Origin of the sequence: Cytobacillus kochii (assembly GCF_044790165.1) — a bacterium.
In the GTDB taxonomy this organism is placed as follows: Bacteria; Bacillota; Bacilli; order Bacillales; family Cytobacillaceae; genus Cytobacillus; species Cytobacillus kochii.
This window is the reverse complement of sequence record NZ_CP085254.1, coordinates 3084008-3108637: the sequence shown is the minus strand read 5'-3', so window position 1 is coordinate 3108637 and position 24630 is coordinate 3084008. Positions and strand designations below refer to the sequence as shown.

The window sequence follows — 24630 nt, the reverse complement described above, 5'->3', positions numbered from 1 at the left end:
TTTGCTTCTCGTAGACTATAGAGTTGTGTACAATAAAAGAAAATAACCAAGGAGGAATTCATTTGAAATACGCACAGTTACCATTAGGACCATTACAAACGAATTGCTATCTTCTTATAAAAGAAAACAAGAACTGTTTAATTATTGATCCAGGGGGAGAAGCAACAAAACTAATCAAAATAATGGATGATGAAAAATTGAATCCGAAGGCGATCCTTTTAACGCATGCACATTTTGATCATATTGGTGCAGTAGATGACGTAAAAGAAAAGTACCAAATTCCTGTTTACATACATGAAAATGAAAAGGACTGGCTAATAGATCCAGCCTTAAATGGTTCAGCAAGATTTCAAATGGGCACAGCGATACGTTTACAACCTGCCGATGAGTTATTTGTAAAAGAGCAAGAGATAGATATCTCAGGGTTTTCCTTCAAAGTATTAGAGACACCGGGTCATTCTCCTGGTAGTGTCTCCTTTTATTTCGCAGACATTGCCTTGCTGTTTGGTGGGGATGCCCTTTTTCAAGGCAGTATTGGGCGAACAGATCTACCTGGTGGCCATCATGAGACGCTTCTGCAAAGCATACATGATAAATTACTCATTTTACCTGAAGACACACTCGTCTTGCCAGGACATGGGCCAGTGACTACTATTGCCAATGAAATGGACACTAACCCTTTCTTGAACGGTTTTTCATAATGAATCCGATCATCCGCTATATCGAAGAAAATAGGATGGAACGGCTTACTTACGCCGATTTTATTCAGTTAGCCCTCTATCATCCTGATTTTGGATATTATATGAAGGATGATAAAAAGATTGGTGTAGACGGGGACTTTTATACATCAGCAACAATGTCACCTATGTATGCAACAATAATCGCTAAATGGTTTATAGAGCAGGTGAGAGTGAATCAACTGCCTGCGGCCGTGTTAGAAATGGGTGCAGGCGATGGTTCATTTGCTCAAGTCTTTATTAATCAATGGGAAGAGATGACAGATGAGACGCTAGTTTATATATTAGTTGATGAAAGCCCTCATCATAGAAGATTACAAAAGGATAAATTAAGTAAACATCACAGTGTAAAACTTCATTTTCTTCAATCATTAGATGAATGTCCTACGTTTTCAGGGCTTGTTTTTTCTAATGAACTACTTGATGCGCTACCTGTTCATTTAGTAGAAAAAAAAGATGATTGTTTATATGAAATAATGATTACTTCCAACCAAAATGTGCTAAACGAAGTCTATATTCCTATCGAAAATCAGAAAATCATTTCATACATCGAACAAATGTCGATTTCTTTATACAATGGCCAAAGAATGGAGATTCCATTATTTATGGATGGCATAAGTGCATCGATTAGCGATGTGTTAGAAAAAGGACTTGTATTGACAGCTGATTATGGTTACACGGACGATGATTGGTTAATGCCGACGAGAAAAGATGGCAGCCTGAGGGGATACAGGAAACATCAGCTTATCCCCAATATCCTTACACACGCTGGTGAGATGGATATTACTCATGATGTGCACTGGGATTCGTGGATCCGTTTTGGTGAGAAGTATGGGTTGACTTTTATGCAGAAATGGCGGCAAGATGAGTTTTTAATTGCATCTGGTATTCTAGATGAATTATCCAATCATAGTGGCGATCTATTTTCAAATGAGGCTAAGAAAAATCGTGAGATTCGAACATTATTAATGGATAGTGGAATCAGCCAATCGTTTCAGCTTGTTCTTCAGATAAAGAACCTTTAAAAACACAATAAAAAGAGGATGACGTTGCATCCTCTTTTTATTGTGTTTGTTATGTGTGCTTTTAGTGTGACCCCATACCTGGTACCATCATAAAGACAGTCCAATATGTGAATCCGATAAAGGCAACAGTCAAGTATGCGCCAAAAATATAAATGTACATACGCTCTGTAAGCTTTAAGTAGCCTAGTAGCACAAAGAAACCAGTTTGGCCAAGGAATAGTAGTGCTGGTGTATACATATCACCTACATAAAACATAATTGCAAAAATAGCAGTCCAGAATCCCATCACTCTATACATGCGATCCATATGTATCCCTCCTTTAACACACACATATGTCCATTACTCAATAATTATAAGGTAATACTTGGTTAAAAGTAAACAGTATGTTTTTTATTTTGCGACAGCTTCATAAGAACATGAAATACACCCGTTTAACATATTACCCAATTCCCTTAATTCTATATCTAAAAAAACCGTCTCAAACATGCCTCGTAAAAATTCAAAGTGCATATGACATATTTCACCTTGATTTTTCTTTGCGGTTTCTTTAAAGGGACAATTAAACATTTCAAACATGATCTTTTTTCCATCAAAATTAAATTCTGGCTGAAGACCAGCCACTTCTGCTGCTTCAATGACGAGAGCTAATTTTCTTTCAAATGAGTCCTCTAATGTAACCATTTGCCTGTGTAATGCTGTCTCCATCAATTTCTCGCCATATTTTTTACCAGTTATATATAATGCTTTTTTTCCTTCTGGCCCAAGTGTAATCATTGTTTCGAGAAGAATATCTGATAACATTTGATAATTCCGATAAGGAAAATGTAGTCCAATCTCGCTATCAGTTAGGTGATAGCGCTTGCTCGGTCGGCCACCTTGACCGGTTTTTTCTATTTTAGCTTCAAGCATGTGGATTTCTGCGAGTTTTGATAAATGCAATCTAGCAACATTCGGGTGAATAGAAAACTCTTTAGCAATTTCTTTAACAGTGACAGGGAAATGTTTTTTAAGAACATACTGATAAATATAGTATCTCGTTGGATCGGATAATGTATTCGTAATTTTTAATGTTTCATTCATTATTCTCACCTCTCATATGGTTGTCATTATTCTTTTTTTCGTGATATGAATAGGATTTTAAAGAAGCGATTGCACTGTCAGTCATTTGTGGATGTTTTATATTTGTTAATACCATTATATAGTAAAGCGTGTTGAAAGAGGAGAGGGTAGAGGGAATCTCTTAAATGTTCAAAAAAAGTTAAAGAAAAGGACTAAAATCATGCAGGAAACGATCTTTTTTTGGCGAATAATAAAATATCTTAAAAAAGGTGGTGACTAATTACTTGGTCTCAATGCAACGCATGGCTACCTTAATTTTAAGGGAAGCTGTGAAAACAGAAGTAACAGATATTCATTTTGTCCCCAGAAAGAATCACACAATCATTTATTTCCGCTATGGCAAGCGCCTTGTCCCTAAACATTACATCCCTCATTATGAATCTGACCGTTTAATTTCTCATTTCAAGTTTATTGCATCCATGGATATTGGTGAAAAACGAAAGCCACAAAATGGCGCCTATTCTACAGATATTGAAGGATATGATATAGGCTTACGTTTCTCCACATTGCCCTCTCAATACAATGAAAGTCTTGTCATCCGTATCCTGCCACAATCGTCTCATATTTCTTCTCACAATGTTTCACTATTTCCAACGATGTCCCGAAAAATCCTTGCTATGCTTAAACATGCGCACGGGATGATCATACTAACTGGTCCGACCGGTAGTGGAAAAACCTCAACCTTATATAGTCTGCTAAATGACAATTCCAACCTATTCAATCGAAGTATTATCACTTTAGAAGATCCGATTGAGAAAAAGACTGACTCCTTACTGCAAGTCGAAGTAAATGAAAAGGCAGGTGTAACATATGCTACTGGTTTGAAAGCTATCCTTAGGCACGACCCGGACATAATTATGGTTGGGGAAATACGCGACGCCCAAACAGCTAAAATAGCTGTGAGAGCAGCATTAACTGGGCATTTAGTATTAACGACGATGCATACGAGAAATGCTGTTGGAGCCATACATCGTTTAGTGGAGTTTGGGGTAGCGTGGAAACAAATAGAACAAACGTTAGTAGCCATAACAGCACAGAGGCTTGTAGAATTAACCTGCCCATTTTGTGAAGGAGAATGTACCGATTTCTGTTATAGCTGTGGCAGGTTAAAAAGAGCTGGTGTGTTTGAATTATTGAGTGGAAGGGAATTGAATCAAGCTTTGAAAGCGGCGAAAAGTAGTCAGAATAATTACGAACCATATTTTTCGCTCAGGTCAGCTTTGAAAAAAGGGGTAGCCTTAGGGTATGTAAAAGAAAGTGAGTTTAATCGGTGGATTTTAGATGAAAAAAGTTAAATGGACATTAAAGGAGCAATGCGACTTCCTTAAGAAAGTAGGAGAATTATTATCCAGGGGTTATTCGCTCTCAGAAGCGATGGCGTCGGCGAGTTTGCAATTGACCTTAGAGAAAAAGCTCCAATTACAAGAGGTTATTTATCAGTTAAAAGAAGGTTTCCATCTGCACTCGGCCCTAGGATCGATGAACTTTAATTCACATCTAGTTGGTTATGTCTTTTTTGCTGAGCAACATGGTGGATTACAACAAGCTTTTATTGATGGCAGTGAAATGATGCAAAAGAGGGGAGAGGATATGCGAAAGTTAAAAAAGGCATTAATGTATCCATGTTTCTTATTCCTTATCACCATACTACTGTTTTTTCTCGTTGAAAAAATCATTCTTCCTCGCTTTACCTCACTTTTTCAGTCGATGAATGTCAACGAAAATACCTTTATGGTACTCCTTCAATGGATTGGTTCTGTTGCTCCTCTATTTTTAATTGTAATGTTCATCCTGTTACTATTTAGTTCTTTGTATTACTACTTTATTTTTCGACGGTTTTCAATGATCAGACAAGTATCTCTTGTTGTTCGCATACCGATTGTTGGCAAACTAGTCGCCCTTTTTTATACACATTACTTTGCTATCCAATTGCATTATTTACTTGCATGTGGGATGTCTATCACAACTTCCTTGAACTTATTTGCTAAAGATGAAAAACAACCATTAATGAAGGAAGTTGGTCAATATTTGCGTCGTAAGCTAGAAAATGGTGAACAATTAGATGAATTGATTCAGGTTTTTCCCTTTTTAGAATTAGATTTAAGGACAGTTATTCGTCATGGGCAGCAAAATGGAAAGCTAGAAGAAGAACTACAATTCTTTAGCCGCTATTGTCTGCAGCTGTTAGAAGAAAAAATAGATCAATTAATGAAAGTAATACAACCCACTATTTATCTTATTGTTGGTTGTTTAATCATTTCATTGTATTTGGCAGTAATGTTACCAATGTTTCAACTAATGGAGGGCGTATGATGAAAAACATAAATAATGAAAAAGGGTTTACCATGATTGAAATGATGATTGTCTTGTTAGTCATATCTGTACTCTTAATTATTACAATTCCAAACATCACAAAAAACCAATCGGCAATAAACGAAAAAGGCTGTAGTGCTTATACAAAAATGGTTCAGAGTCAAGTCCAATCGTATGAATTAGCTAATAATAAGCTTCCTGAGTCATTGGATGTGCTTGTGACGGAGGAGTATTTAAATGAAGGTGAAACAACATGTCCGACCGGAGAAACACTTGTTTTAATAGATGGCATTGTGACGGCGGTGAGAGACGAATAAATTTACAGTCAGGGTTTACTTTAATTGAATCATTAATAGTTTGGTCTGTTTTTAGTGTTATTCTTTTTATTACTGCTATAAGCATGCAGCACCAATTTGAAGAGTATGATAATCAAGCTTTCTTTGCCAAATTTGAAGGTGACCTTCTATATGCTCAGCAGTATGCGATTGTAAATCAAACAACGGTTAGTGTTTATCTTTTACCTGATGAGCATGAATATATCTTTTCTAATGGTCGAAATCTTTTCCTTCGTCAGAAATATAGTGAGGATTATTTCATTACTAGCGGTACAATGCCATTACATTTCAAATTTTTAAATACTGGGAAAATTAACCGTTTCGGTTACTTGCAAATCAAAAGCTCGCTTAAGCAGTACAAATTTGTTTTTCAAATAGGCAGAGGGAGATTTTATGTGGAAGCATACTAGTGGTTTTATGCTCATTGATTTACTCTTCACGTTATCGGCGATGCTTTTAATCGCCACTCTTTTTATTCCTGTCATGATTCGTCTCTATACGTACACACATATAGAAAATTTGAGATATGAAGCCACTCAAATTCTATATGAGGAAATGATGGACAATGATAGGGTGCTACCTAGGACGGTGAGAAAAGACGAAATATCATTTCACCTTTTTAACAGTGAGGATAATAATATTTGTATCTCTTATCTCTATCAACGAGAAGTGATGATCTGTGAAAAGTATTAAAAGAAACGGCTTTACGTTAATAGAAGCACTTATAACCTTAGCTTGCTTTTTAATCATTGTGAGCTTTATGCCACTTGTGTTTAAGGTTATTTCCGTTAACGAAAATATTGATGAAAGAAAGCAAAAGATTGAATGGCTCGTATTTATTCAGCAATTAAAAAAAGAAGTACGCGTTGCTGAGAAGATTTCATTAGATAATCGAGGAGTGCTCATTTTATTAATAGACAATCAATCTATTAGCTATGAAAAATATGGTGATAAGTTAAGAAGGCGTGTGAATGGGGCAGGGCATGAAGTTGTGTTACAAAAGCTTCAATCCGTTCAATTTGAGGTGAAGGAAGATAACATGGTGCTTATTTATAAAAATATTTTCCAAAAAGAGTATCGGTCTTCTTTTTATCAAATGAAAATAAGGCGTACAAACGGTGACGAAGAAGATGAATGAAAAGGGACTCTTTTATCCTTTTGTATTAATCCTCATTGTTTTGTTTTCTTTTGTGATTACCATTCAAGCAGATTTTTTAATAAGAGAAAAAAGAATCTTGAAATTAAGTAGTATCCTTTTACAACAGGAGTACTATTTTAAACAATCTATTATTTATTTAGATGAACAATTTCATTTGAATGGTGAGCTACCAATAGAAGGGGAGTATTCATTCAATCATGGAACGGTTTATTATGATTTAGAAGATCAAGAAGGAAACCTCATCAAAATCATTCTGGAAGTACAAATAAACGGTGTTGCGAACGTAGAAGCGATTGCGTATTATTCATTGATTGAAAGAGAAGTGGTCAAATGGATAGAAATCGAGAGAAAATAATAGGAATAAATGGTTTATGAATGGGAAAGACTAGTAGCTAAAAAAGCAGGGATGCCAGATGAATTCTAATGATTATGTCAAGTTTATTACTCAGACATTCGTTCAATATATGGAACAACCAAAGTCTGAGAGAAAGAAACAAAGAATAGAAAGAAAGCAAGAAAAAGCGCCTGTTTTATTTAGGTGGTTTGGAATTGTACCTTATCTTTTGTTTTACGGAATGAAAGGAACGAAAAAAAGAAATCATTAATCAAACGACAATCAACAAAAAATATGAACAAACCCCATTGTTGGGTTTGTTCATATTTTTTTAGTATCGATAAGAATATTGGTGCCACCGTTGTAAAAAGAAAAATGAGGAATACGCTAGCAGTATGGTTAAGCATAGGTACTTAGAAAATGTTCCCTTAAGCAATCTCATGAGTCGTCCACGTTAGTTAATGCTTAACTAATCGCTTCATCTGTTAAATAAAATAATCCACCATTAACAATAGAAATATGAACTTGGGGTTCATATTGCTCTTGTAATGCAGTCATTTCGTTTTCGAAGCTTTCTCCTTTTTCATCCGCATCTTCATAGAATCTTTCTAATAATTGCAGGTCCTTTTGCCATCTTAGTCGTGCTTCATCTGCCCATGTGTGATCTTCCTTTTCAATTTCCGACTGTAAAAAATTCGCCACACGCATCACACCACTTTGAGGCTTGATAAATGGTGACAATGTAAAGCTAAAGTCTGGTATTTTAGGAGTAAGTGATAAATGAAGGAGCTTATCATGGAATTGTTCAACCATCTGCCCGTTAATTAAGTGCAAGCCGATTGACTTGAACAAATCTTTTTTACGATCACATTGATAGGATATCCGTAGATTTAGCCCTAGCCAAGGACGTAAGGCAGTTTGCGTTCCTGGTGGGGCCTCGTAATTTTCATACAGACGGATATAACCAGCCAAGTTTTTCGTCGATTGAAAAATTTGATGCAAGCGAGGTGATCCAAAGTGAATAATCTCTCCCTTTATATCATCTGGTGCTAAGGACGGGTTGGTTATAAGTGTAAGTTCCATAGGGTTTGCAACACCGCCTGTTTTCTCTAAATAATGCCAATAAAAGGGACGGTTCATTAATTCCTTGTCTAATTCTACTGTCAACTGAATGACTAAATAGCCTGGTTTATTTTCAAGGATTTCACAATGATTGGCATGAAAGTATCTTAATAGAAAATGGTGGATTTCATGTTGCTGCATGTTGATTTTCCTCCTTTACGGACTCAGCAAATTCAATCATAGATGTTAAATTATCCATTTTTATGCGCATTTCTCCTTCTGAAGCCGATTGCCCGAAAATATCAATTAGGTGATCATTAATACTGCCAAATTGTAGTTTAGTTAAAATATCATCCAATTCGCCAATCACTTTTTCGAAGAGATGGATTTTTTCATACAATAGTTTGAGTACATGTTCTTCTACCGTATCTTTTGTGGCGAAGTTATAAATATGGACATCGTTTTTTTGTCCAAGACGGTGAATTCTACCTATACGTTGTTCAAGTCTCATCGGATTCCAAGGAAGATCGAAGTTAATGATATAACTACAGAATTGTAGGTTGATCCCCTCACCGCCTGCTTCTGTGGCAATTAACACCTGGGCATGGTTTTGGAATAACTCGCGCATCCAATCTTTCTTCCCACGTTTGAAACCACCGCGAAAAGGAACAGACGTAATGTTATGCTGTTTTAAAAACCATTGTAGAAATAGCTGTGTGGCACGATATTCTGTAAAAATAATGACTTTATCATTGATTTGTTGAATGATCTCTAATGCTTTTTGTGCTTTTGCATTTTGTTGGATATTTTCTACTAACCCAATTAACTCTTCCATTTTTTGCTGAAAGGCAACTGAGGGTTGTTCCTGTTTCTTTAACATATTTCTTAAAGTGTAAAATACCGCTTCGCGACTGCTACATGCTTCACGTTGTAAAGTCATAAGTGAAAATTGGCTATCAGTCATCCAATTACCTTCTCTGTGCATGGAAGAAATCGCATCATATAAGGCTCTTTCTTCTTTTGAGAAATGGATGGGAACGGTTTCAACATGTCTTTTTGTCCATTCAATACCCGTATCTTGTCTACGATTACGAATCATTACTTTATTGACTAGTTCCTTTAAACCTTCATCATCATCGAGAGAGCGTGCATTTTTTTTGTATTTTTCATAAAAAGATGTTTCTGTTCCTAAGTGACCTGGTTTTAACAAAGAAACAAGATTAAAGATCTCACTAATTCGATTTTGTATAGGTGTTGCTGTAAGGAGTAAGCAAAATTTCTTTTTTAAAGACTGTACAAATTCATAGTTTTTCGTTTTATTATTCTTTAATTTATGCGCTTCATCAATAATAATCAAATCATAGTTTTGTTCAAAGACTAAACTCCTATGTGGTTCTCTTTTTGCTGTGTCGATTGATGATACGACGACATCACATTGCTCCCACACATAGCTCTTTTTTTGAGCGACAGCTGGGATGAAGAACTTACTGTTTAATTCAATTGCCCACTGAGACACTAAGGAAGCGGGTACAAGGATGAGTGCTTTCTTTACAAGCCCTCTGATCATGTATTCTTTTAATATTAACCCTGCTTCTATCGTCTTCCCTAATCCGACTTCATCAGCTAGAATTGCTTTACCATGCATGTTTTCCACTACTTGTTCGGCAACCTCTAGTTGATGTGGTAGTGGGGTGAGGTTTGATAAATGTTTGTCTACTTGCAGTCCATCAAACGCAGGGATGACCGTTTGATTCTCAACCTCAATGGTAAGCTTGAATAAATCCCAGTTTCCCCATGGTCCATCATTATCAATACGATTTTGAAATTCATCTTGCCAAGTTGCATCAAAATTTATTTGTAAAGTCATTTGCTCTCTCCTTTTTGTACGAACGTTATTTTAAATTTCTAAGATAATGTTCGTATTAAGCTTAAGTCTTGTTGAAAAAACATGAGATTTTTAAATAAAAATATTGCTCAAATAATGATAGGATGGTAGGATGTAAGTAGCTTTGAAAGTTGTGAATTTTCAACGCTAAATCTGCAAATACGTACAATACGTCTTTGTAAGCTTCGACTCTCTAAAGCAGTTAATTATAGTATGTGCAAAAATGGAAAAAATTATAAACGCGAATGATAGCAAGGGGAGAGACTGCAGTGCTGCAGCGCCGAAGGAGCAAACAATCATCGTATTGTGAATCTCTCAGGCAAAAGAACACTTGCTTGACGCAACTCTGGAGAGAGCTCAAGGTAATAAGCGAGCCACCAAAGGGGAAAGGCTGCAATATCGCCGTAAACTCTCAGGTGAAAGGACAGAGAATCTGCTCAAATGATCGGTTTTGAGGAGATTCTCTGTCCTTTTTTGTGTGCTTTAGAAAACTTAGCTTCTTTAATGGGTTAAAGTGGAAAGCGTTTAGCTTTCGTCGTAGCATTTGGCGAGAAGCCAAGTACTTCTATGGCTAGTATGCAAATATTCATCTTAGAAAAAAACAGAAATATAAAGGAGGATGAGTGAATGTCACAGTTGAAGAAAACACCACTACATGACATTTATCAAGAGTATGGTGGAAAAACGATTGATTTTGGTGGATGGGCTCTACCTGTTCAATTTTCTAGTATTAAAGAAGAACATGAAGCGGTACGTACTAAAGCGGGTCTGTTTGATGTATCCCATATGGGAGAAATTGAGGTTAAAGGTCAAGATAGTTTACGTTATCTTCAGAAAATGATGACAAATGACGTCGCGAAACTAAAAACGTTTGGCGCACAATATACAGCAATGTGTTATGAAAATGGTGGAACTGTGGATGATTTGCTTATTTATAAAATGACTGAAGATGAATACCTTTTAGTCGTAAACGCAGCTAATATCGAAAAAGATTATCAATGGTTACAAAATCATTTAGAAGGAAAGGTTGAACTTAAAAACCTTTCAGAGGATATGTCACAATTGGCCTTGCAAGGTCCTATGGCTGAGGTTGTTTTACAGAAGATTACAGATGTTGATTTAAGTGAAATTGGATTTTTTAAATTTAACCAAACAGTAAATATAAATGGCAAAAATGCATTAGTATCGAGAACTGGCTATACCGGTGAAGATGGTTTTGAAATTTATTGTCAAAATGAGGATGCAGTCTTTTTATGGCAGTCGATTTTAGAAGCAGGAAAAGAAGATGGAGTTCTTCCTTGTGGTCTAGGTGCCCGAGATACCCTTCGCTTCGAAGCCAATTTAGCCTTATATGGTCAAGAGTTGTCTTCTGAAATTTCTCCGCTTGAAGCAGGTATTGGCTTTGCCGTAAAAGTGAACAAAGAAGAAGATTTTATTGGAAAAGCGGCATTAAAATCACAAAAAGAAAATGGGTTAAGTAGAAAAATTGTTGGGATTGAAATGATTGAACGTGGGATTCCTCGTCATGGTTATGCAGTTTATGCTGACGACCAACGGATTGGTGAAGTTACTACGGGTACACAATCTCCTACTTTAAAGAAAAATATCGGCTTAGCACTTCTGGACAGTCCATACACAGCGCTAGATTCTGAAGTGGAAGTTGAAGTTCGTAATAAGCGTGTCCGTGCCAAAGTAATTGCCACACCGTTTTATAAAAAAGAGAAAAAGAACTAACTAATCAGGGGGAGAGAAGCGATGAAACACCGTTATTTACCGATGACTGATTCTGATCAAAAAGAAATGCTTGAAGCAATCGGAGTCAAAACAATTGATGATTTATTTAGTGATATTCCTGAAAGCGTTCGTTTTAAAAGGGAATATAATATTAAACCAGCTAAAACGGAATCTGCTTTAATGAAAGAATTGATGCTTCTATCACAAAAAAATGCAGATTTAAAAACAAATACTTCATTTTTAGGTGCAGGTGTTTACGATCACTATATGCCAGTTATTGTTGATCACGTGTTATCTCGTTCAGAGTTCTATACTGCTTATACACCATACCAACCGGAAATTTCCCAAGGTGAGTTGCAAGCGATTTTTGAATTTCAGACAATGATATCTGAACTAACAGGAATGGATGTAGCAAACTCATCTATGTATGATGGTGGAACGGCACTTGCGGAAGCTGCTATGTTAGCAACTGGACATACGAAGCGTAAAAAAGTATTGATTTCAAGCACAGTACATCCTGAATCCAAAGCTGTAATTGAGACTTATGCAAAAGGCCAATACATCGATGTAGTTGAAATCCCACACAAAGATGGATTAACAGATATGAGCGCACTAAAAGAAATGATTGGTGATGACATTGCCGCAGTAGTCGTGCAATATCCTAACTTTTTTGGAAGAGTGGAGCCACTTGCAGAATTAGAAGAAATTATCCATGCTCATAAATCCTTATTTGTTGTATCAAGTAACCCACTATCCTTAGGAGCGCTAACACCTCCAGGAAAATTTGGTGCAGATATCGTTGCTGGCGATGCGCAAGTTTTTGGTATTCCAACAGCTTTTGGTGGTCCTCACTGTGGTTACTTTGCCGTGACAAAGAAACTCATGAGGAAAGTACCTGGACGTTTAGTGGGGCAAACGGTTGATGAGAACGGACAACGTGGATTCGTGCTCACACTTCAAGCAAGAGAGCAACATATTCGTAGGGATAAAGCTACATCTAACATATGTTCAAACCAAGCTTTAAATGCACTAGCCGCATCTGTTGCAATGACAGCCTTGGGTAGAAACGGTGTCAAACAAATGGCGATAGATAATATTCAAAAGGCGCATTATGCGAAAGAACAATTTAGAAGTGCAGGCTTTGAAATTACTTTTGATGGCGGTTCATTCAACGAGTTTATTATTAAGTGTAATCGTCCAGTTCGTGAGGTAAATCAAGCATTACTGAAAAAGAATATTATTGGTGGTTATGATTTAGGCAGAGATTATAGTGAATTAGCTCATCATATGCTTATTGCTGTAACAGAGCTAAGAACAAAAGACGAAATTGATACATTTGTGGCAGAAATGGGGGATTACCGTGCATAACGAAAACCAGGCGCTCATTTTTGAGCTAAGTAAACCAGGGAGAATCGGCTATAGCCTTCCCGAGATGGATATTCCAGAAGTAGAATTATCTGATTTGCTCCCAGCTGAATATATCCGTCAAGAGGACGCGGATCTACCTGAAGTATCTGAACTTGATATTATGCGTCATTATACAGCTTTATCTAAGCGTAATCACGGAGTAGATTCTGGTTTTTACCCGCTTGGGTCTTGTACGATGAAATATAATCCTAAAGTAAATGAGAATGTAGCACGCTATAACGGCTTTGCTCATTTACACCCATTACAGGACGAAAGCTCTGTTCAAGGTGCAATGGAGTTGTTATATGATTTACAAGAGCATTTAATTGAGATCACAGGAATGGACGAAGTCACTCTACAACCGGCAGCAGGTGCCCATGGCGAATGGACTGGGTTGATGATGATTCGTGCCTATCATGAAGCAAACGGTGATTTTAACCGTACAAAAGTTATTGTTCCAGATTCAGCTCATGGTACAAACCCTGCCTCGGCAACTGTGGCGGGCTTCGAAACCTTAACAGTTAAGTCTAATGATCAAGGCTTAGTAGATTTAGAAGATTTGAGGAGAGTGGTAGGAGATGATACAGCTGCTCTTATGCTAACAAACCCTAATACGTTAGGTTTGTTTGAAGAAAATATTCTAGAAATGGCAGAAATAGTCCATGGAGCAGGCGGGAAACTTTATTATGATGGAGCCAACTTAAATGCCGTTTTATCTAAAGCAAGACCGGGAGATATGGGATTTGACGTTGTTCATTTAAATTTGCATAAAACATTTACTGGTCCCCATGGTGGAGGAGGACCTGGATCAGGTCCTGTTGGGGTAAAAGAAGACTTAATTCCTTATTTGCCTAAACCAATCTTAGTGAAAACAGAAGAAGGTTATACATTTAATTATGACCGTCCACAGTCAATTGGAAGAGTCAAGCCTTATTACGGTAACTTCGGTATCAATGTCCGTGCCTATACGTATATTCGTTCTATGGGTCCAGATGGTTTGAAAGCTGTTACTGAAAATGCAGTACTTAATGCTAATTATATGATGCGTAAGCTAGCACCAGCATTCGATTTACCATATGATAAACATTGTAAACATGAGTTTGTATTAAGTGGAAAACGCCAGAAAAAATTAGGTGTACGCACGCTTGATATCGCGAAGCGTTTGCTTGATTTCGGTTATCATCCACCGACTATTTACTTCCCGTTAAATGTTGAAGAGTGTATGATGATCGAACCAACAGAGACTGAATCTAAAGAAACACTCGACAGCTTTATTGATGCGATGCTTCAGATTGCCAAGGAAGCTGAGGAAAACCCTGAGGTCGTCCAAGAAGCGCCACACACGACAGTAATTGGCCGTTTAGATGAGACGCTAGCAGCAAGAAAGCCAGTATTACGTTATCAAAAGGACTAATATAAAACGCCCTCTTACAAATATGTACGAGGTCTAAATAAAACGTGAACAAATTCATTTATGTGTATTTGTTCGCGTTTTTTTTGCGAAAATCACCCCTAACAGGAGTTTATAATTGTAGATTAAGAACGGATCTTATTCTTCTAAATAAAAAAGATAAGTATATTGGGACTCTTTACGTATGATATAAATGGTCTAACGTGGTTAGTAATATGTAGTTTAGAGGGAATAGAGGCATCATGACGAATGAGAATAAACCACCCGTTTTAAGTCGGGTGGTATGAGAGATTTATTTTTTAGATTTAATTTTTCCGCCCCATTTTTTGAAGCCGCCTTGTAAATGAGAAAGATTTTTGTATCCCTTCCGATACAATAGTTGAGCCGCTCTACCGCTTCTCATTCCGCTCTGGCAGTATAAATAAACAGGCTTATCTTGACGAAGTTCAACAAGTCTTGTTTTTAACTGAGATAAGGGAATATTTCTGGCACCTAAAATATGGCCACCTTCATATTCATTTGGTTCTCGGACATCAATCAATTGCGCTTTACGATATCCTTCTCTGAATTCTTGTTCTGATAATGTTTTTACAATTCTCTTTTGATACAACCTTGTGATTACTGTGTAAACAATAATAGCACCGATTATAATTAATAAAAAATATAGAGTAGACAATTAATATTTGCTCCTTTCAAACATTGCTTACGCCAAGATATATTATATAAGTTTTTCATAGGTTTAGTAAAGGACAAGAACGAGAAAATTGTAATGAAAACTTAATGAAGCCCGCTTTTTTTGCACATTTAGAAAGGTAAAAAATCTTTCCATTAAGCGCTCATCTTTTTAATGCTTCATCAGTTGTAAGGACAAATCATTTTTTAAGACTATATGGAAAGAAGAATGTATGGCTTTTTTTTCTGGTCGAATTTTGATAGACTAAAATACGCTTAAACGTTTACTAAAAATAGATGTAAAAGAGGGTTATTATGGGGAAGGAAGTATGGCGATTTATCCATTCAGGTATGGGTTCTCCATCATTTAATATGGCTTTAGATGAAGCTTTATTAGATTGGAATAGCGAAGGGAAAATGCCACCAGTGATTCGTTTCTATGGTTGGAACCCAGCCACACTATCTATCGGGTATTTTCAAAAAGTTGATAAGGAAATTAAGCTTGAAGCTGTAAAGGAAAATGGATTAGGTTTTGTTCGTAGGCCTACAGGTGGACGTGGGGTTCTGCATGAACATGAGCTGACTTATAGTGTAATTGTTCCTGAAGAACATCCACAAATGCCGAAAACAGTTACTGAGGCTTATCGTGTGATTTCAGAAGGGGTATTACGAGGTTTTCAACAACTAGGCTTAGAAGCATACTTTGCTGTACCTCGTTCAAAGGAAGAAAAAGAAATGCTAAAGAATCCTCGTTCATCCGTTTGTTTTGATGCACCAAGCTGGTATGAATTAGTTGTAGAAGGTCGTAAAGTAGCAGGTAGCGCCCAAACACGGCAAAAAGGTGTGATTCTACAACATGGATCCATCTTACTTGATTTAGATGAGGATAAATTATTTAGTCTGTTTAAATATTCAAACGATCGCGTGAAAGAAAGAATGCAAAGAGCATTTAGTAGTAAAGCGGTAGCGATAAATGAACTGACGGATCGCACAATTACATATGAAGAAGCAGTAGTGGCTTTTAAAAAGGGGTTTGAAGAAGGACTTGACATCATTCTAGAACCTTACGAGCTTAGTGCAGAAGAAATAACTTATGTTGAAAAGCTGGCAAAAGAAAGATATGAAAATGATGAATGGACATATAAACGATAATAAATTTTTTTCGACTCGCTCTTTTTTTTAAAAGAGTAGAGTCGAATTGTTTTGTCTACTAGATTTGCGAGAAACGATTTAAAGTGCAAGTCGTAAAATTGGTGAAAATCATTTATTTTATTAACTTAAATAAATAATTGCTCTTGTTTTCGAGTGTTTATCCTCTTTCTTGCATTTGACAAAATAAAAATAACACAATATATAGTGTTATATTTTATAAAGTAGGTACTATATATTGATTATCGAGGTTTATTTATGATAACGTAAGGGTATTCTCTAAAAACAATATAAAAGCATATACGATGTAAACATAAAGAGAAGTAAATTTTTAATGATTGAAGGAGTTGTCGTAATGTCTGTTGCTGTAGGACAAGAATTAAAGTTAAATGTTGAGAGGTTAAATGAGGACATCCGCTTATTTCCACAAGTGCATCCTATTACTCCAGAGATGAAATTAACCCATAAAGGTGTTTCCCGCCTAGTTATGCTTGATAGATATACATTTAAAGATACAGAAAAAGTAACGTTATCTGAAGGTGACTTTGTTGTTCTAACGATTAAGGAGGATCCGAAGTTTCCTGCGCGAGGTTTAGGGTACATTGTAGAGATTGATTGGGAAAATAAAAAAGCAGTTGTACAAGTTGAACAAGATTATCGCGGTGTACTCGATACACAAGAAGAGATAGAAACGGGAATCATTGTACGTTCTTTAGACGTTATAGAGAAGCCGTTAGAAGTGTTTTACGAGCAAATTGCTAAACGCAATGCCACAGGATTAGCTTCGGTTGAGAAGACTGAAGAAAAACAGAATGAATGGTTTGAGAAGTTTTATCAGGAATTAGCTGATTTGAACTTTATTCCAGCTGGTCGTGTCTTGTATGGTGCCGGTGCTGATACTGAGGTTACATACTTTAATTGCTATGTAATGCCGTTTGTACAAGATTCTCGTGAAGGTATCTCAGAGCATCGTAAACAAGTCATGGAAATCATGTCTAGAGGTGGCGGTGTTGGAACGAATGGTTCGACATTAAGACCGCGTAATACACTAGCGAAAGGAGTGAATGGGAAATCTTCCGGTTCTGTTTCTTGGTTAGATGATATTGCGAAGTTAACACATCTCGTTGAACAAGGTGGTTCAAGAAGAGGTGCGCAGATGATAATGTTAGCGGATTAATTGATGCTGTAGTCCGCGTCATTCAAACCAATGAATGACTAGAAAATCGGGTGAATTGCGGGGATATCCTGTTAAAGGCAAAACTGCTACAACGTGACTGGCAACGGTGAGCGTGAACGCTATAAAAAATGTTTTGCATGGGACAATCCGCAGCCAAGCGCCACTGGGCATAGGTAGTGGTGAAGGTTCAACGACTAGAGAGTGAGCCCCAACAATAAACTCTCAAATAGCGCCCGGCCCCTATAAAGGGTGATGATATAGTCTAGTCCGACTGCTAAGAGCAGTGTAAATATCCTGAAAGGGACGGTAGTTAACGTGGCATCCTGATATTATTGAATTTATTATTTCTAAAATGCAAAATCCAAGAATTCTTCGTTTCTTACTTGAAAATACGGAAGATGAGACAATTAAACGTTACGCTAAGGAAAAACTAAAATTCACTCCATTTACAGAGCAAGAGATTGCCATGTATCAAGGAATAATTAATTATAAAACCATTCCAGGTTTAGGTGGATTTAATGAGAAAATCATTAAAGATGCAGAAGAAAAACTATTAATAGGTGGAACATATGCTGTTCATAATTCTGAATTCCTTACTGGGGCGAATATTTCAGTTTGTTTAACGAAGGAGTTTATGGAAGCAGTTGAAAATGATGGTGAATATGAACTTCGTTTCCCAGATGTAGAGAGTTACGATCGTGAGCAGATGGACAACTACAACAAGCAATGGCATGAAGTTGGCGATGTGCGTGAATGGGAAAAGTTAGGTCACGGTGTTCGTGTATATCGTAAAATTAAAGCAAAAGAGCTTTGGAACTTGATCAATATTTGCGCAACTTATTCAGCTGAACCAGGTATCTTCTTCATTGATAACGCCAATGATATGACCAATGCGAAAAGCTATGGCCAAAAGGTAGTAGCAACAAACCCTTGTGGCGAACAGCCATTAGCTCCTTACAGTGTTTGTAACCTAGCAGCAGTGAACTTAGCTGAAATGGCTGACAAGGAAAATAAGACAGTTGATTTCGCAAAGTTGGCAAGAACTGTTGAGATTGGCGTACGTATGCAAGATAATGTCATCGATGCTACACCTTATTTCCTTGAAGACAATAAAAAACAAGCTTTGGGTGAACGTCGAGTTGGCTTAGGTGTCATGGGTCTGCATGATTTATTAATTTATTGTGAAACAGAGTATGGCTCAGAAGAAGGTAATGTATTAATTGACCAAGTGTTTGAAACGATTGCAACAACGGCTTATCGTGCGTCAGTAGAAATCGCTAAAGAAAAAGGTAGCTTCCCATTCTTAAACGGAGAAACAACAGAGGAAACGAACCGCTTAAGAAAAGCCTTTATCGAAACAGGCTATATGGAAAAGATGCCGGCTGATATCAAACAGGCAATTCTAGAAACGGGTATTCGTAATTCCCATTTATTAACAGTTGCTCCTACAGGTTCAACAGGGACAATGGTTGGTGTTTCTACTGGATTAGAACCATATTTCTCATTCTCTTATTTTAGAAGTGGTCGCCTTGGTAAATTCATTGAAGTAAAAGCAGACATTGTTCAAGAATATTTAGATCGTCACCCAGAGGCTGATCCTGAAAATTTACCAAACTGGTTTATTGCTGCAATGGATTTAGCTCCGGAAGCGCATGCTGACGTGCAATGTGTGATTCAACGTTGGATTGATAGTTCCATAAGTAAAACAGTGAATGCGCCTAAAGGTTATAGTGTAGAACAAGTGCAAAAGGTGTATGAGCGTTTATACAAAGGTGGAGCAAAAGGTGGCACTGTATACGTGGATGGCTCAAGAGACTCTCAAGTATTAACTTTAAAAGCTGAAGAAAATTCTTTTGAAGAAGAAGCCTTAGAGAAGAAATCATCCACTAAACAGCATGTTGTCCTTGTTGATACCATCAATGACTTACGTTCAACTGATGTCACTATTGGATCTGAAGTTGGTAACACTTGCCCTGTCTGCCGTCAAGGGAAAGTGGAAGAAATCGGTGGCTGTAATACATGCACCAATTGTAATGCACAATTAAAATGTGGATTATAAGTAGCAAGACTGAAAGGAAAGCGAGCCGAGCTCACTAAATAAAAATACAAGCATGAGCAAATTATCTAGCGAATTTGTTCATGCTTTTTTTCTGTCTGTATAATCAGGAGCGGTCGCTAGACGGTTCTAGTTGGAGTTCACGTACAATTGACATAAGATCGTTTGCTTGAACATATTTAGTTAAAAATGGAAAGATAGTCTATGGCAAAAGGGAGTGTGCGTATAACTAGGTCAAAGATAACGAAGCAAAAGAGAATGGCTCGTACATCAAAAGTGTAATCGCCATAGATAGCAGAACAAAAGAGTTTCATCGGCCTTCATGAATATAAAAATTCCTGCCTACGCTGATCATAAAACGTGGGATAAAAAAGAATGCCAGCACCACCAGAAATTCTAATCATCCACATGAAAACTCCCCTCAACACTTCTTCTTCCTAGGGACTTAACAATTAATTTCACTGTCATCTTCATTAGCTTCAACATATTGTCCTGAAAAGAGTAGTCCGTTTAATAGGGGATTTACCGAGTTCTTTTATGAACAACTGTCAGTTTTTTGATTTTCGCAAAAATCGGACTATTGCCAAGCTCAAGTGATTACAAATGTATTATAATGCTTTTTCTTTTTGCAAAAGGGTGTATGCAAATTAGAATGGGGTGATTGTATACATGGAAATCGATGGTGTTTTTTCAGGAGGGGGCATTAAAGGGTTCGCTCTAATTGGTGCTCTTGCGGAAATAGAAAAACAAGGTTTCCAATTCAAACGTGTGGCTGGAACGAGTGCCGGGTCAATTATATCTGCATTAATTATCGCAGGCTATTCAAGTGATGAGATAGAAAGAATGATGGATGATTTGGATTTAAAAGTGTTTTTAGATAGTAGAAAATCACTTATTCCTATTGCTGTAGCAAAATGGATATTTCTATTTTGGAGTTTGGGATTATATAAGGGAAATGAATTAGAAAAGTGGATAGAAGCTCGATTAGCAGCAAGGGGGATCCGTACATTTGCAGACGTTCCCCCGCTTTCTCTACGCATTATTGCATCAGATTTAACGAATGGGAGATTACTCGTGCTTCCAGATGACTTACCGAAATACCAAATTGACCCGAATCGTTTTTCCGTAGCCAAGGCAGTGAGGATGAGTTGTAGTATGCCTTATTTTTTTGAACCTGTGAAAATCGGTGGTCGTGGCAAGCGTAATAATTTAATGGTGGACGGTGGTGTCTTAAGTAACTTCCCTATGTGGTTGTTTGATAAAGATAATGTAAAGAAAACGAGACCGGTTCTCGGGGTGAAATTGAGTATTAATAATAATGAACAACCACCAAGAAGAATCAAGAATGCAATTCAAATGTTTGAAGCATTATTTGAAACTATGAAGGATGCTCATGATTCCCGTTATATTTCGAGAAGTCATGAACAGAATGTTATTTTTGTTCCTACAGAAGGAGTATTAGCAACAGAGTTTGAGTTAACTGAAGAAGGGAAGAGAGATTTACTGAAACTAGGGAGGGAAAGAGCGAAGGAATTTCTTGCCACATGGACTTATTGAAAATTAGCCTAAAATGTCTCAAATAACGCAATCTGACATTAAAAAAATCGGAGCTCTTATAAAGAAGCCCGATTTTTCTTTTTGCCTTTTTTTCCTTCAATGACTGTTAGATGTACAGAGGTATTTCTTTTTGATTTTTTTATAGAAGTTAAAGTGACTGGCTTACTTCTTCGGTTTGAAGAAGTTTGATTCTCTTTATTTTTAAAACGTTTTTTTGACTTTTTAGCGGCTTGCGCAAATGCTTTTCGCTCACTCTTATTGGGACTTGATGACCCGCTAAGTTTCTGGACGACAAAATAGATGACGACCCCAACAAGCGCCATAATGGCTATACCTCGAAATAATCCGGCTGGGTCTTTAATTAATTGAGAACCAAGCCCAATCATTGCAAGTAAAATAAGTGCGCCAAAAATATATAAGGATTTCCGATTCTTCAAGAAAGCCACCTCCCTATGAGCATGATGAGCATATTTGTAAGCTTTTAAACTTCGAAAGAGCAAAAAACCAATTTATCGTACCCTTTTAAAGTTATCTTACCCAATATTTGAGATTTCAAGCAGTACTTTTATAAGAAAAATATTATCTTAGACTATCTTGTACAATCAATAAGATTTTATATATAAATTTCTCTATTTTCACTGTGAAACCCTCTACAAATAGATAAAAAACAAGAAAAAAATACGGATTTTAACAATTTTATGAAAGATGCAATGGTTTCTACCTGCTTTGGACATAATAAGCACGGAGGTGAATCATATGAGTGATAAACATGAATTAGAACAAAACGAACGGGAACAACCATTATCAATGACATCTTTAACTTTTATCACTGGATTTGTCGGAGGTGTTTTTTGGAGTACGATTGGTTACATCGCTTATGTCCTTAATTTAACAGAAGTAGGACCAAGAGTCATTTTAGAACCATGGACAATAGGTGATTGGAAGGATGGTTGGCTTGGAACAGTGATTTCGATTATTTTAATTGGAGCTGTTTCAGTTGTAGCCGCTTATATTTATTATTGGACAATGAGAAGGTTCAAGAAAATGTGGTTTGGTGCCCTTTATGGACTTGTTTTATTTGCCCTTGTTTTTTTTGTCCTAAATCCGATGTTTCCTAATATTGCCCCTGTAGGAGATTTGAAAATAAATACAATTATTACATCTGTTTGCTTATATTTATTGTATGGTGTATTTGTTGGTTATTCCATTTCATATGAAAATGAAGAACAACAAAAGATGAAAGAAGCACAAGAAACAGAAGAAGCTTAAATTGTTAGAAGATTGATTGCTTTTATTTGCTTTATTATAGTGAGTGTTCTCTATTTTGTGATAAAATAGCCATATTGAATATTTCAGTATTCGTAGGAGTGGCGCCATGAAAAAAATATTGCTCATCAATGGACCGAATTTGAATCTTCTAGGCCAACGTGAACCAGGGATATACGGTTCGGACACATTAGAGTCGCTTGAACATAATTTAAAACAAATAGCTGAACAAAGAAATGTTGCGCTTACTTGTGTGCAATCCAATCACGAAGGCGTAATCATTGATCAAATCCAACTGGCGAATAGGAAATATGAAGGTATTATATTTAATCCAGGAGCATTTACTCACTATAGTATTGCTATTCGTGATGCCATTGCAGCCATTGATGTCCCTGTTATTGAAGTACATATATCCAATGTGCATAAAAGAGAATCATTCAGACATCATTCCGTCATGGCAGCAGTAACACAGGGGCAAATTGTTGGTTTAGGAATGAAAGGCTATGAGCTTGCTTTATTTGCATTAACAGATGAATAAGAGGGAGAGTAGAAGTTATGACAAAGATAGATAAAATAAGAAATAGTTTTGATCAAGTAGGTATTGATGCTATTTTGATTACGAGTGCTTATAACAGACGGTATGTTTCTCATTTTACAGGGTCTGCTGGTGCTGTTTTAATTAGCCAAAACGATGCATTGTTCATTACTGATTTTCGTTATACTGAGCAAGCTAGCAAGCAATGTACTGGATATACGGTTGTGCAACATAAAGGAACCATACCTGAAGAAGTGGCAACAATCGTAAAGCAATTAGGTATTAAGAAATTAGGATTTGAAAAAGATTATGTTACATATGCTTCTTACCAAACTTTTAATGAAACAATTGATGCTGAATTAATTCCTGTATCAGGCGAAATTGAAAAGTTACGCTTGATAAAGGATGAATCAGAGATTAAGATATTAAAGGGAGCCGCGAAAATAGCGGATAGCGCTTTTTCTCATATTCTTAACTTTATTCAACCTGGTAAGACAGAAATAGAAGTCGCAAATGAATTAGAATTTTTTATGAGAAAAGAAGGAGCAACTTCATCTTCGTTTGATATGATTGTTGCTTCAGGTGTCCGTGGTGCATTACCTCATGGTGTAGCGAGTGAGAAAGTTATCGAAAAAGGCGAGCTTGTTACAATTGACTTTGGTGCATTATATAATGGATACGTTTCCGATATAACAAGAACCGTTGCTGTCGGTCAACCAAGTGATAAGATGAAAGAAGTATACGATATTGTTTTAGAAGCACAGTTACGTGGTATGAAAGGGATTAAAGCTGGAATTACTGGAAAGCAAGCTGACGCTTTAACGAGAGACTATATTTCAGAAAAAGGCTATGGTGAATATTTTGGTCATTCTACCGGTCACGGTATTGGCTTAGAAGTCCATGAAGGACCAGGGCTCTCTTTTAAATCTGACATCGTATTAGAACCAGGAATGGTTGTTACTTGTGAACCGGGTATATATTTACCAGGCATCGGTGGTGTTAGAATTGAAGATGATACGATTGTAACTAAAGAGGGTAATGAAAACCTTAATACATCAACAAAAGAATTAGTTATTCTTTAATGAGTGAATAGTAGGAGGAACTTTTTGCATGATTTCAGTAAATGATTTTAAAACAGGTTTAACCATTGAAGTAGATAATGGGATTTGGCGTGTAATAGATTTCCAACACGTGAAACCAGGTAAAGGTGCGGCGTTTGTTCGTTCAAAATTACGTAATCTACGTACAGGAGCTATTCAAGAAAAAACATTCCGTGCGGGTGAAAAAGTAGCTAAAGCACAAATTGATAATCGTAAAATGCAATATTTATATGCTAATGGTGATCAACACGTCTTTATGGATACAGAATCTTATGATCAAATTGAATTAAGTGCTTCAGCAATTGAATATGAATTGAAGTTCTTAAAAGAAAATATGGAAGTTTCCATTATTTTATATCAAAGTGAAACATTAGGTGTTGAATTGCCAAATACGGTAGTACTCGAAGTAACTGAAACAGAACCTGGCATCAAAGGTGATACGGCCTCTGGTGGTACAAAACCAGCCATTTTAGAAACAGGCTTAAGTGTGCAAGTACCATTCTTTGTGAACCAAGGTGATAAGCTTATTATTAACACAACAGATGCTTCTTACGTATCTCGTGCTTAATTTTTGAGTTTGATGACTTGTTATTTTC

The 24630-nt window shown here is 36.6% G+C and carries 25 protein-coding genes, 2 pseudogenes and 1 riboswitch; of the genes and pseudogenes, 21 read left to right on the top strand and 6 right to left on the bottom strand.

From position 1 onward, the window contains the following. Window positions 1-62: 62 nt before the first annotated feature. On the top strand, window positions 63-701 hold the full coding sequence (locus LG276_RS15900; RefSeq protein ID WP_341106705.1) for an MBL fold metallo-hydrolase: 639 nt from the start codon (window positions 63-65) through the stop codon (window positions 699-701). Further along, complete coding sequence (locus LG276_RS15895) at window positions 701-1762, top strand: SAM-dependent methyltransferase (RefSeq protein ID WP_224935985.1); 1062 nt, start codon at window positions 701-703, stop codon at window positions 1760-1762. Before LG276_RS15900 ends, LG276_RS15895 begins: the two co-directional genes overlap by 1 nt. Window positions 1763-1823: 61 nt before the next feature. Here LG276_RS15895 and LG276_RS15890 read toward each other — a convergent pair whose 3' ends face one another. Together LG276_RS15890 and LG276_RS15885 are read right to left on the bottom strand one after the other, a co-directional pair. Further along, a complete protein-coding gene (locus tag LG276_RS15890; RefSeq protein WP_095372581.1) occupies window positions 1824-2069 on the bottom strand; it encodes a DUF2626 domain-containing protein in 246 nt (81 codons plus the stop codon). 84 nt (window positions 2070-2153) lie between these two features. Continuing rightward, the gene (locus LG276_RS15885) at window positions 2154-2843 is read right to left on the bottom strand and encodes a metalloregulator ArsR/SmtB family transcription factor (protein ID WP_095372582.1); all 690 of its coding nucleotides are present in this window, start codon (window positions 2841-2843) and stop codon (window positions 2154-2156) included. 263 nt (window positions 2844-3106) lie between these two features. Between LG276_RS15885 and comGA the strand changes: the two genes are divergently transcribed. The 8 genes from comGA to LG276_RS15845 are packed head-to-tail and all read left to right on the top strand — an operon-like array spanning window position 3107 to window position 7294. Continuing rightward, window positions 3107-4177: a competence type IV pilus ATPase ComGA gene (comGA, locus tag LG276_RS15880; RefSeq protein WP_404292305.1), complete on the top strand. Its 1071-nt coding sequence runs from the start codon at window positions 3107-3109 to the stop codon at window positions 4175-4177. Further along, window positions 4164-5195, top strand: a complete 1032-nt coding sequence (comGB, locus tag LG276_RS15875) for a competence type IV pilus assembly protein ComGB (RefSeq protein WP_404292303.1) — start codon at window positions 4164-4166, stop codon at window positions 5193-5195. Before comGA ends, comGB begins: the two co-directional genes overlap by 14 nt. Continuing rightward, window positions 5195-5512, top strand: a complete 318-nt coding sequence (gene comGC / locus LG276_RS15870) for a competence type IV pilus major pilin ComGC (RefSeq protein WP_224935988.1) — start codon at window positions 5195-5197, stop codon at window positions 5510-5512. Before comGB ends, comGC begins: the two co-directional genes overlap by 1 nt. After that, window positions 5449-5940: a competence type IV pilus minor pilin ComGD gene (comGD, locus tag LG276_RS15865; protein WP_404292301.1), complete on the top strand. Its 492-nt coding sequence runs from the start codon at window positions 5449-5451 to the stop codon at window positions 5938-5940. The genes comGC and comGD overlap by 64 nt, the downstream gene beginning before the upstream one ends. Beyond that, on the top strand, window positions 5924-6223 hold the full coding sequence (locus LG276_RS15860; RefSeq protein WP_224935990.1) for a hypothetical protein: 300 nt from the start codon (window positions 5924-5926) through the stop codon (window positions 6221-6223). Before comGD ends, LG276_RS15860 begins: the two co-directional genes overlap by 17 nt. After that, window positions 6210-6668: a competence type IV pilus minor pilin ComGF gene (gene comGF, locus LG276_RS15855; RefSeq protein WP_404292299.1), complete on the top strand. Its 459-nt coding sequence runs from the start codon at window positions 6210-6212 to the stop codon at window positions 6666-6668. The genes LG276_RS15860 and comGF overlap by 14 nt, the downstream gene beginning before the upstream one ends. Then, complete coding sequence (gene comGG / locus LG276_RS15850; protein ID WP_404292297.1) at window positions 6649-7044, top strand: competence type IV pilus minor pilin ComGG; 396 nt, start codon at window positions 6649-6651, stop codon at window positions 7042-7044. The genes comGF and comGG overlap by 20 nt, the downstream gene beginning before the upstream one ends. Window positions 7045-7102: 58 nt before the next feature. Then, window positions 7103-7294, top strand: coding sequence for a YqzE family protein (locus LG276_RS15845; RefSeq protein WP_095372590.1), 192 nt, complete (start codon window positions 7103-7105; stop codon window positions 7292-7294). 194 nt (window positions 7295-7488) lie between these two features. On the opposite strand, the gene LG276_RS15840 is transcribed toward LG276_RS15845, so the two are convergent. Beyond that, window positions 7489-8286 (bottom strand): YqhG family protein, encoded by a 798-nt coding sequence (locus tag LG276_RS15840; protein WP_224935993.1) that lies wholly within the window; start codon window positions 8284-8286, stop codon window positions 7489-7491. Beyond that, window positions 8273-9952, bottom strand: a complete 1680-nt coding sequence (locus LG276_RS15835) for an SNF2-related protein (RefSeq protein ID WP_340975474.1) — start codon at window positions 9950-9952, stop codon at window positions 8273-8275. Before LG276_RS15835 ends, LG276_RS15840 begins: the two co-directional genes overlap by 14 nt. A 263-nt stretch (window positions 9953-10215) precedes the next feature. After that, a riboswitch (glycine riboswitch) is annotated at window positions 10216-10311 on the top strand. Window positions 10312-10597: 286 nt separating this feature from the next. Here LG276_RS15835 and gcvT point away from each other — a divergent pair. From gcvT to gcvPB, 3 genes are read left to right on the top strand one after another with little or no spacing between them, the layout of a single operon-like run. Beyond that, a complete protein-coding gene (gene gcvT / locus LG276_RS15830) occupies window positions 10598-11704 on the top strand; it encodes a glycine cleavage system aminomethyltransferase GcvT (RefSeq protein ID WP_340975472.1) in 1107 nt (368 codons plus the stop codon). 21 nt (window positions 11705-11725) lie between these two features. Next, entirely contained in the window at window positions 11726-13072 is a 1347-nt protein-coding gene (gcvPA, locus tag LG276_RS15825) for an aminomethyl-transferring glycine dehydrogenase subunit GcvPA (RefSeq protein WP_341106723.1), read from the top strand. Beyond that, window positions 13065-14525, top strand: a complete 1461-nt coding sequence (gene gcvPB / locus LG276_RS15820; protein WP_095372595.1) for an aminomethyl-transferring glycine dehydrogenase subunit GcvPB — start codon at window positions 13065-13067, stop codon at window positions 14523-14525. The genes gcvPA and gcvPB overlap by 8 nt, the downstream gene beginning before the upstream one ends. A gap of 289 nt (window positions 14526-14814) precedes the next feature. Here gcvPB and LG276_RS15815 read toward each other — a convergent pair whose 3' ends face one another. Then, window positions 14815-15198, bottom strand: coding sequence for a rhodanese-like domain-containing protein (locus tag LG276_RS15815; protein WP_095372596.1), 384 nt, complete (start codon window positions 15196-15198; stop codon window positions 14815-14817). Between the two features lie 311 nt (window positions 15199-15509). Between LG276_RS15815 and LG276_RS15810 the strand changes: the two genes are divergently transcribed. The 4 genes and pseudogenes from LG276_RS15810 to LG276_RS15795 all read left to right on the top strand — a co-directional run bounded on the left by LG276_RS15810 (window position 15510) and on the right by LG276_RS15795 (window position 21133). Next, window positions 15510-16346: a biotin/lipoate A/B protein ligase family protein gene (locus LG276_RS15810; protein WP_251161971.1), complete on the top strand. Its 837-nt coding sequence runs from the start codon at window positions 15510-15512 to the stop codon at window positions 16344-16346. Between the two features lie 352 nt (window positions 16347-16698). Continuing rightward, a pseudogene (locus LG276_RS15805) lies at window positions 16699-17517 on the top strand (ribonucleotide reductase N-terminal alpha domain-containing protein); the annotation flags it as partial. 319 nt (window positions 17518-17836) lie between these two features. Continuing rightward, window positions 17837-19579 (top strand): annotated as a pseudogene (locus tag LG276_RS15800) (vitamin B12-dependent ribonucleotide reductase); the annotation flags it as partial. 666 nt (window positions 19580-20245) lie between these two features. Further along, the gene (locus LG276_RS15795) at window positions 20246-21133 is read left to right on the top strand and encodes a patatin-like phospholipase family protein (protein WP_224935999.1); all 888 of its coding nucleotides are present in this window, start codon (window positions 20246-20248) and stop codon (window positions 21131-21133) included. A gap of 56 nt (window positions 21134-21189) precedes the next feature. On the opposite strand, the gene LG276_RS15790 is transcribed toward LG276_RS15795, so the two are convergent. After that, window positions 21190-21579 (bottom strand): SA1362 family protein, encoded by a 390-nt coding sequence (locus LG276_RS15790; RefSeq protein WP_224936000.1) that lies wholly within the window; start codon window positions 21577-21579, stop codon window positions 21190-21192. A gap of 310 nt (window positions 21580-21889) precedes the next feature. On the opposite strand from LG276_RS15790, the gene LG276_RS15785 reads away from it, so the two are divergent. The 4 genes from LG276_RS15785 to efp all read left to right on the top strand — a co-directional run bounded on the left by LG276_RS15785 (window position 21890) and on the right by efp (window position 24602). Then, window positions 21890-22402 (top strand): YqhR family membrane protein, encoded by a 513-nt coding sequence (locus LG276_RS15785; protein WP_224936001.1) that lies wholly within the window; start codon window positions 21890-21892, stop codon window positions 22400-22402. A 106-nt stretch (window positions 22403-22508) separates the two neighbouring features. Continuing rightward, a complete protein-coding gene (gene aroQ, locus LG276_RS15780; RefSeq protein WP_251161969.1) occupies window positions 22509-22937 on the top strand; it encodes a type II 3-dehydroquinate dehydratase in 429 nt (142 codons plus the stop codon). A 17-nt stretch (window positions 22938-22954) separates the two neighbouring features. Beyond that, window positions 22955-24016, top strand: coding sequence for a Xaa-Pro peptidase family protein (locus LG276_RS15775; protein WP_289434088.1), 1062 nt, complete (start codon window positions 22955-22957; stop codon window positions 24014-24016). Window positions 24017-24044: 28 nt separating this feature from the next. Further along, window positions 24045-24602, top strand: a complete 558-nt coding sequence (gene efp, locus LG276_RS15770; RefSeq protein ID WP_224936004.1) for an elongation factor P — start codon at window positions 24045-24047, stop codon at window positions 24600-24602. Window positions 24603-24630: the final 28 nt, after the last annotated feature.